At 43.9% G+C, this 7,078-nt stretch carries 9 protein-coding genes; 6 read left to right on the plus strand and 3 right to left on the minus strand.

Going from position 1 to position 7,078, the window contains the following annotated elements:
• The first annotated feature begins 629 nt into the window (after positions 1–629).
• Genes AB7U36_RS15065 through AB7U36_RS15090 form a run of 6 tightly spaced genes read left to right on the plus strand, consistent with a single transcriptional unit; the run spans position 630 to position 4,916 of the window.
• Complete coding sequence (locus AB7U36_RS15065; RefSeq protein ID WP_287039038.1) at positions 630–1,010, plus strand: hypothetical protein; 381 nt, start codon at positions 630–632, stop codon at positions 1,008–1,010.
• Positions 1,011–1,027: 17 nt separating this feature from the next.
• Positions 1,028–1,729 carry an MBL fold metallo-hydrolase gene (locus AB7U36_RS15070; protein WP_428160547.1) on the plus strand — a complete coding sequence of 234 codons (702 nt, stop codon included), beginning with the start codon at positions 1,028–1,030 and terminating at the stop codon, positions 1,727–1,729.
• A gap of 16 nt (positions 1,730–1,745) precedes the next feature.
• Complete coding sequence (gene speD, locus AB7U36_RS15075) at positions 1,746–2,585, plus strand: adenosylmethionine decarboxylase (protein WP_428160548.1); 840 nt, start codon at positions 1,746–1,748, stop codon at positions 2,583–2,585.
• A 34-nt stretch (positions 2,586–2,619) separates the two neighbouring features.
• Positions 2,620–3,492, plus strand: a complete 873-nt coding sequence (gene speE, locus AB7U36_RS15080; RefSeq protein WP_428160316.1) for a spermidine synthase — start codon at positions 2,620–2,622, stop codon at positions 3,490–3,492.
• Positions 3,489–3,914 (plus strand): GNAT family N-acetyltransferase, encoded by a 426-nt coding sequence (locus AB7U36_RS15085; RefSeq protein WP_428160315.1) that lies wholly within the window; start codon positions 3,489–3,491, stop codon positions 3,912–3,914. The genes speE and AB7U36_RS15085 overlap by 4 nt, the downstream gene beginning before the upstream one ends.
• A 21-nt stretch (positions 3,915–3,935) precedes the next feature.
• Complete coding sequence (locus AB7U36_RS15090) at positions 3,936–4,916, plus strand: DUF2156 domain-containing protein (RefSeq protein ID WP_320398905.1); 981 nt, start codon at positions 3,936–3,938, stop codon at positions 4,914–4,916.
• Positions 4,917–5,003: 87 nt separating this feature from the next.
• Here the strand turns inward: AB7U36_RS15090 and AB7U36_RS15095 are convergent, their stop codons facing one another.
• The 3 genes from AB7U36_RS15095 to AB7U36_RS15105 all read right to left on the minus strand — a co-directional run bounded on the left by AB7U36_RS15095 (position 5,004) and on the right by AB7U36_RS15105 (position 6,791).
• Entirely contained in the window at positions 5,004–5,549 is a 546-nt protein-coding gene (locus AB7U36_RS15095) for a C40 family peptidase (RefSeq protein ID WP_428160314.1), read from the minus strand.
• Positions 5,550–5,634: 85 nt separating this feature from the next.
• The gene (locus AB7U36_RS15100; protein WP_286820056.1) at positions 5,635–5,931 is read right to left on the minus strand and encodes a flagellar basal body rod C-terminal domain-containing protein; all 297 of its coding nucleotides are present in this window, start codon (positions 5,929–5,931) and stop codon (positions 5,635–5,637) included.
• A 134-nt stretch (positions 5,932–6,065) separates the two neighbouring features.
• Entirely contained in the window at positions 6,066–6,791 is a 726-nt protein-coding gene (locus AB7U36_RS15105; protein ID WP_428160549.1) for a putative metalloprotease CJM1_0395 family protein, read from the minus strand.
• Between the last annotated feature and the right edge of the window lie 287 nt (positions 6,792–7,078).

Raw genomic sequence — 7,078 nt, forward strand, 5'->3', positions numbered from 1 at the left:
TTATCATTGCGCCGAACTTTGTGTTGGTGCTTTTTATCTGGCATTGACCGACTACCAGAATAAAAGATCAATGAAAAAAAGTTGTAAACAGGTTTAATTTTTTCTTTGTAGCATGTCGTAATAGCGCCTGAATAAAATCCCGTGTTTAGGCGTAAAGAAATAGTGTAAAAATTTTTTTTGTAAACGGATATTATCTATTCCGTCATTGCGCCGGAAACAAAATTTCAGGCTGGTCTGATCTACCAGGCAGCCGTTATCATGCATGTTGCAGCAATAAACCGGACCATTCCGTCATGCCCGGGCTGGGATACTTCCAACATGGCCATGTGCACAGGTGATAATGAAATCTCAGGCAAAATCACCAGAGCCTTTGCCTTTAGCCAATGCCTTTCATATCCAGTGTCCAAGCTGTCATGTAAAAATCTGTTTATCAGGTTCGAGAGAACCTTTTTTATGCTTGATTTAATTTTAGGATTGAAAAAAAATAAAACCTTCTTTATCAAGCAATAATATGTGAAACTGCATTCAGGCACCATTATGTTTGAGACAAACATTATGGTGTTTGGGTATTTGACAATCATAAAACTATTATTAACATAGAAACCATATAAAAATTCGGGAGATTGCATATGGCCAAAAAAATGACCATTTCTGATGCCGTTGAGGTGTTTGACTTATATGACTTGTATGAAGAAATTATTGACGCTTATGAAGCCGATTTCTATACCCGGTCCGAGATGGAAGCCGATCTTAGGGACCTGATTGAAGAACACGATGAAATATATGAGTTTTCCGCAGATGAGGATGACGGCTATTCTGAAAGCTTTGAACGTAATCTCAAAGAGGCCATTAGTATGATTTTCGATGATCACGGCCTTGATCTCGATCTTGATGATCAGTTCATGGATGAGGATGATATTGATGTGTATGATGATGAACCCATGGTCGGCACCCCTGGTCGGGATGAGGATGAAGAAGCCTTTGGGGAAGACGAAGATGAAATGTTTTAAGATAAAGGACTGAGTGTTTGGATATTCAACAGTTTAAATACGGTGCAGACAATTTGGGTTACCTGGTTTACAGCGAAAAATCCTGCATTGCCATCGACCCTGGGGCCCCGGATGATATGGCCAAATTTGCCATAGAAAAAAACATTCCCATTGACATTGTCACCAATACCCACACCCATGCGGACCACACTAAAGGAAACAATGTCCTTTTAAAGAAAACTAACGCGCGTTTTATTGACTGTACAACGCTTTCGCAGGGGCAGGTTCTTGACCTTAAAGACGCAACCGGACTTGAGGTGATGCTGACCCCCGGGCATACCATGGATTCACTTTGTTTCAAAGGAGATGGGTTTATTGTAACCGGTGATACCTTGTTCAACGCCACTGTCGGCAATTGTTTTTCAGGGGATCTTGAATCTTTTTTTAATTCTTTAAAGCAGTTGATGGCCCTGCCCGGCGATACTCTGGTTTATGCCGGACACGATTATGTTCTTGAATCTTTAAAGTATGCCAAAATTATTGAACCGAACAACCCGAATTTGAACGGGTATGCGTCTGCATATAATCCGGATCATGTTGTTTCCCGTCTGTCTGAAGAACTTAAGGTAAACCCTTATCTGCGTTTTAATACCTCATCCATGATTGAACGGCTTAAAGAAAAAAATTTGCCAAGAGAAACTCAATTCCAAAGATTTTCTTCTGTTATGGAAGAATTCTAACTATTCGGTTAAAAAATTGCTTGATAAAAATAAAAAGCAGAGAGCTTGTCATTCTGATCCGGGTTTTGCTCTGGGGCGACATATTACCATTGAATATTACGATTGCGCATCCGACATCCTGCTTGACAAGAACGGGGTAGAATCAATTCTGCTTAGGGCTGCCCGGGAAAGCGGGGCAAAAATTGTCAGCAGTTCCTTTCATCAGTTTGAACCCCAGGGGGTCTCCGGGGTCGTGATTATTGCAGAATCTCATTTTACGGTTCATGCCTGGCCTGAGCATAATTATGCAGCCGTAGATATTTTTACATGTGCTGATAATATTGATCTGGATACAGCCATTCATTCCATCAAAGTACAATTTTCATCCCAGCGGGTCTTTATCTCTTCGGATCAAAACAGGGGGATACTGCAGCCTATGCTCGGAAGCTGTATGGCAAACAGTGATGAAAAGGTGATGGATAGGAGAACACTTCCCATGGCCTGGAAAAAAGTGTGTGAAAACACAAACCCCTGGGGAATGTCCACATCCGTTGATGTATATGACTGCAGTTCTGATATGATAAAAGATCCGGACTGTATAAAAAAAATTGTCAGCAGGCTGTGTGAAAAGCTTGGTATTGTTGACACGGAAAATACATCTTCGGTTCATTATGATGAAACCGAAACGGCTGCCGGTTTCTCCATGACACGATCCATTGAAACCTCCGGGATATCGGGGTATTTTGCCCATGCAACCCATACCGCATATCTGGATATTTTTTCCTGTAATACATATGAGCCCCGTGAATTGGCAGAATTTGCTCTGTCATATTTTGGGGGTAGCCACTACAAGATGCGGGTGGCTTTAAGACAATAGGTTGGGAATCGATAGGCTGTTACGGAATAGATAAATGACAAATTCAGGCAATATACATAAAGGCTGGTTTTCAGAAATTTGCCCCATGTGGGAGGGCATTGCCGTTTCCTTGAAGGTGGAAAAGCTTCTTTACAGTAAAAAAAGCAGGTTTCAGCAAATTGACCTTTATCAGACCCGTTCCCACGGCCGGATGCTGGTGCTTGACGGTATTATTCAGTTAACGGAACAAGATGAGTTCAGTTACCATGAAATGATGGCGCACCTGCCGCTGTTATCCCACCCAAACCCTGAAAATGTGCTTGTTGTCGGTGGGGGAGACGGCGGTGTTTTGCGTGAGATTAATCGTCATGATGATGTCCGCTTTATTGATTTTTGTGAAATTGATGAAGAGGTTGTTAATGTTTCAAAACAATTTCTGCCATCCATAGCTTGTGGATTTAACGATCCCAGGGTTACTGTTCATATAAGAGACGGGGCGGCCTTTGTCCGGGAATGCTCTGGTTGTTATGATGTCATTATTGTTGATTCCTCGGACCCGGTTGGCCCTGGAGAAATTTTGTTTAAAAGTCAGTTCTACCGGGATTTAAAGCATGCGCTTAAGCCCGGTGGTCTGATTGCCACCCAGGGCGAAAACTTTTTCCTTCATCCGGACTGGGTTGAAAAACTGATGGGTGTTACACGATCGTTGTTTCCCATATATGCCTATGCAAACATTATTGTCCCCACATATACCGGCGGTCACATCGGTATATGCATGGGATCTTTGGGCCCTAAACTTACGACACCGGCACGTCCAGTGCCCCAAGTGGTTCAATCTCAACTTAAATACTATAGCCCGGAGGTGCACCGTGCGGCCTTTGTGCTTCCCTATTTTGCAGAAAAAATACTGAAAGACAAAGGTGTATGAGGACAGAAAAGCTTGATGGGCTTGAGATAAAACTTGTGCGCACGGTGCCTGTGGATCAGCTTGGAGCCATCTACAAGGATGCCGGATGGTGGCAGGATAATTATAAAATATCAGACGAATTTTTGCGCCGAATTCCTGAACAATCGGCATTGTTTGCAGGTGCCTTTTTGGAAAAAAAAATAATTGGAATGGGAAGAGCCCTTTCCGATCTTTGTAGTGATGCTTATATTCAGGATATAGCTGTACTGTCAGCCTACCGGAAATTTGGCATTGGTACCCTGATTGTCACTTTTCTGATCCAGGAACTTAAAAGAAGGGGAGTGGACTGGATTGGATTGATCGGTGAGCCGGGAACTCGTTCATTTTATGAAAAAATCGGGTTCAGGCAGATGAAGGATCATATCCCCTTTAAACTTGAATAACAGTTATGTAAAGGAAAAACCATGATATGTCATAGCCATTCGGAAACCTGCAATACGCCACCAATCATCAGCAACAGTGCTGATGATCTGCAGACTGAACCAAATATACTTAAGCCCGGGAAATTTGATCTGGAGACCCGTCCCCTGATCCTTGATTTCCTGGGCCATTACCCGCCCTGCTCATGTGAGTACAGCTATGTTAATCTTTTTTGTTGGCAGAACCTGTACCGGTATTCATGGTTTTTTTATAAGGAAAACCTGGTGATTCATGACGATCGCAGCCGGGCCCTGTTCATGCCCATCGGAGAGGATTTGAATCCTGAAGAATTGTTTGATCTTTCAAAAAAGGCCATTGCCGCAGGACTATCCGGAGACATCGGGCTGGTGCCTGAATCTTACGTGGATATATGGCAGGATCTGGATCGTTATTTCAGTATTACCTCTGACCGGGATGCGGCAGATTATGTTTACCTGACACAGGAGTTGGCAGAGTTAAAGGGCAATAAACTGCATAAGAAAAAAAATCTTATTGCCCAGTTTACGCGCATGTATCCAGATTACTCCATAGTCCCTATGAATGAGGGTAATTGCAAAGAGGTGATGCGTTTTGAAAAGCGTTTGCTTGAAGGCACGCCTTCAGTATCCAACTCCCTGGTGGAAGAGTCCGAAGCAATTGCCATGGCCTTCTCCCATTGGAAAGATTTGGGTTTAAACGGATTGATACTGATGGTAAAGGATGAAATTGCAGCGTTTGCTGTTTTCAGTCCCCTCTCCCCTGACACCTGGGATGTTCACTTTGAAAAATCAGATGTGACTTTCAAGGGTGCCGCCCAGATGATCAATAGTGAGACTGCCAAATTTCTGGAAGGGACTGCACGATATATCAATCGGGAACAGGATCTTGGAATACCGGGATTACGCCAGGCAAAACTGTCATATGTTCCCCATGCGTTGATTGAACCCTATTTTCTAGTGCCTAAGCTGAATTTAAGATCCCATTAGGCGTGTGTGAAAGCGATCTTAAAAGAATATTTTGAGATGGTTTTTTAAACAATAAAGTAAAATGTACGTGTTTTTTCGATGCAGGAATTATCCTTCATTTTGTTTAAAAAAATTTCCGGCTTTAATGAGATGGTGTTTAAAGTAAATATTGTCCAATGAGACGCGCTTCACCTTGCGCCCCCTGCCCGGTGCATGTATAAACTGACCTTTGCCGATGTAAATGCCTACGTGAACATCCCCCCGTCTTCTGGGTACTGAAAAAAAAACCAGATCTGCCGGTTTGATATTTTGCCGAGATACTGATGTGCAGTTTTTGAACTGCGCACTGGCTGTTCTTGGTACATGAATCCCGATTTTGGCGTGGGTATATACCACTAACCCAGAGCAGTCAAAACCCTTTGGAGAAACGCCGCCCCAGCGATAGGGCGTACCCACGGCAGTCATGGCTGCCTGGACAATACTCTGACGGGTGTCAGACAGGGGGCCGGATCTGTTATATTCGGGGTCATCAGATTGCCTTGGGAGGCCAGACTGATTCGTCCGGCCTCCTTTAAGTTTGCCGCAGCCAAAGCAGATCAGCACGGCCAAAAAAAGGATCGCAATGGTGCGGATTAGGGAAGTAAACTTTGGCACAATGTAAAATGATCAATAGTTAGTAGTAAGATCATCCACCCTTGTCTGTGGGGTGGGGGGGCGTTTTTATTCCAGACATGCCGGCTTATGCGATCGTGTCCAGTAGGGTTCCGGTTGTTTCATCATAGGTCTGAATCATTTTGGCGTTAGCGTCAAACCCATTCTGGGCTTGAATCTGTACAATCATTTCCTCTGCAATGTTCGTATTTGATAATTCCTTTAACGAACCGTCATTTTTGAGAGGATCTTCAGCCAGAGTTGCGCTTGCCTGGGTTTTGGAGATGAAAGTTTGTACCTGTCCGTTTTTTGCCTCAACATTATACGCTCTGTCCGCCTTGAACTCGTCCGACAGGGAGTTGGCTACATTATTTGAAGAAACCAATATTTGGTTTGAAAAAGCCTGTAAAGCTGAACCATTGTTTTGGACGGTCATCCCCATGATATTTACCTCCGGTTTGTATCAATTGGTATGCAAATAATATCAAAAAATTACCTTCATAACAATATACTTTTCTTTCAGACAGCGATATGAAATGAATTTTGGGTATCTTGATTGGGTCTATTCTGGTCAGACATGCTGCCTGTTTTGGCATACGCATCGGAAACCTGCTGCCGTGTATAGCCGGACACTGCTGTTTCCATCTGTCCGGCTTGCCCATCTGCTATAAACTGTGTGATTTCAGCCATGGCTTTTGCCGCCTGGGATGCAGCGTTGGATGCTACTTTTAAATCTTGGGAGGATGGTTGGGCAGGGGCTAACGCTGCGGCACGCACCCGCCGCATTTTCTGTAATGTTGCCTCGGGGTCCCCAGGTTCGGAAGCTGTGTCAATACTGACCTCTCCGCCTACTGCATACTTTTTTCCGTCAGGGCCCTGCTGGTAGGAAAAAGTGGCACCAGAGGTGATATATTCTCCGCCGGCGGCAATATGGGCCATTTCGTGAGCCCGAACTTCAGCGTCAACTTTTTCAAGTTTTTCGATGAGTAATTTTTCGTCCAAGGTAAGCCGCGACTCTGCATCTGCCTCTGACGGCTGACTTTTTTTCTGGGCGGCTTCATCTGTCTGGGTCTGGGAATCCGAACCAACCTGTTCCTCACTGTCGAACAGGGATGCGGCTTCGCTGATCTCGGTATCCTGGGCCTGGGATTCGGGCCTGGAGGACGAAGATATCAGGTCAGATCCCCGTTCAAGGGCGGATTGATATGTATAATAGCTGTTTATTCCTGCAGCCTGAACATCCATAACGCTTCCCTTAAATTATATACACGTTTAATATACCAATTAATTATGAAATTTCAAACGGTTATTTGAATGTACACCAGGTGATGGAATCGACGTTGACAAATGTCAGAAATGCGCGTATTTTAGAAAGATTCGTTATGGCGTGTTGTTGCGTTTTGCCTTACGCTGTGACAAGCCGGAAAATAAAAGCAGAGTACCAGTTGATTAGACGATTGTATAAAACAAAATTCTGCCGGTTTCAAGGAACTTTTTTATGAATCGACAATCTGAGGTGTCAAGGCAGACTA

Source organism: Desulfobacter sp. (assembly GCF_050177295.1).

Coding starts and splice junctions, on each gene's coding strand:
- AB7U36_RS15065 (WP_287039038.1), top strand. CDS start 630: ATGGCCAAAAAAATGACCATTTCTGATGCCGTTGAGGTGTTTGACTTA.
- AB7U36_RS15105 (WP_428160549.1), bottom strand. CDS start 6,791: ATGGATGTTCAGGCTGCAGGAATAAACAGCTATTATACATATCAATCC.
- AB7U36_RS15090 (WP_320398905.1), top strand. CDS start 3,936: ATGATATGTCATAGCCATTCGGAAACCTGCAATACGCCACCAATCATC.
- speE (WP_428160316.1), top strand. CDS start 2,620: ATGACAAATTCAGGCAATATACATAAAGGCTGGTTTTCAGAAATTTGC.
- AB7U36_RS15085 (WP_428160315.1), top strand. CDS start 3,489: ATGAGGACAGAAAAGCTTGATGGGCTTGAGATAAAACTTGTGCGCACG.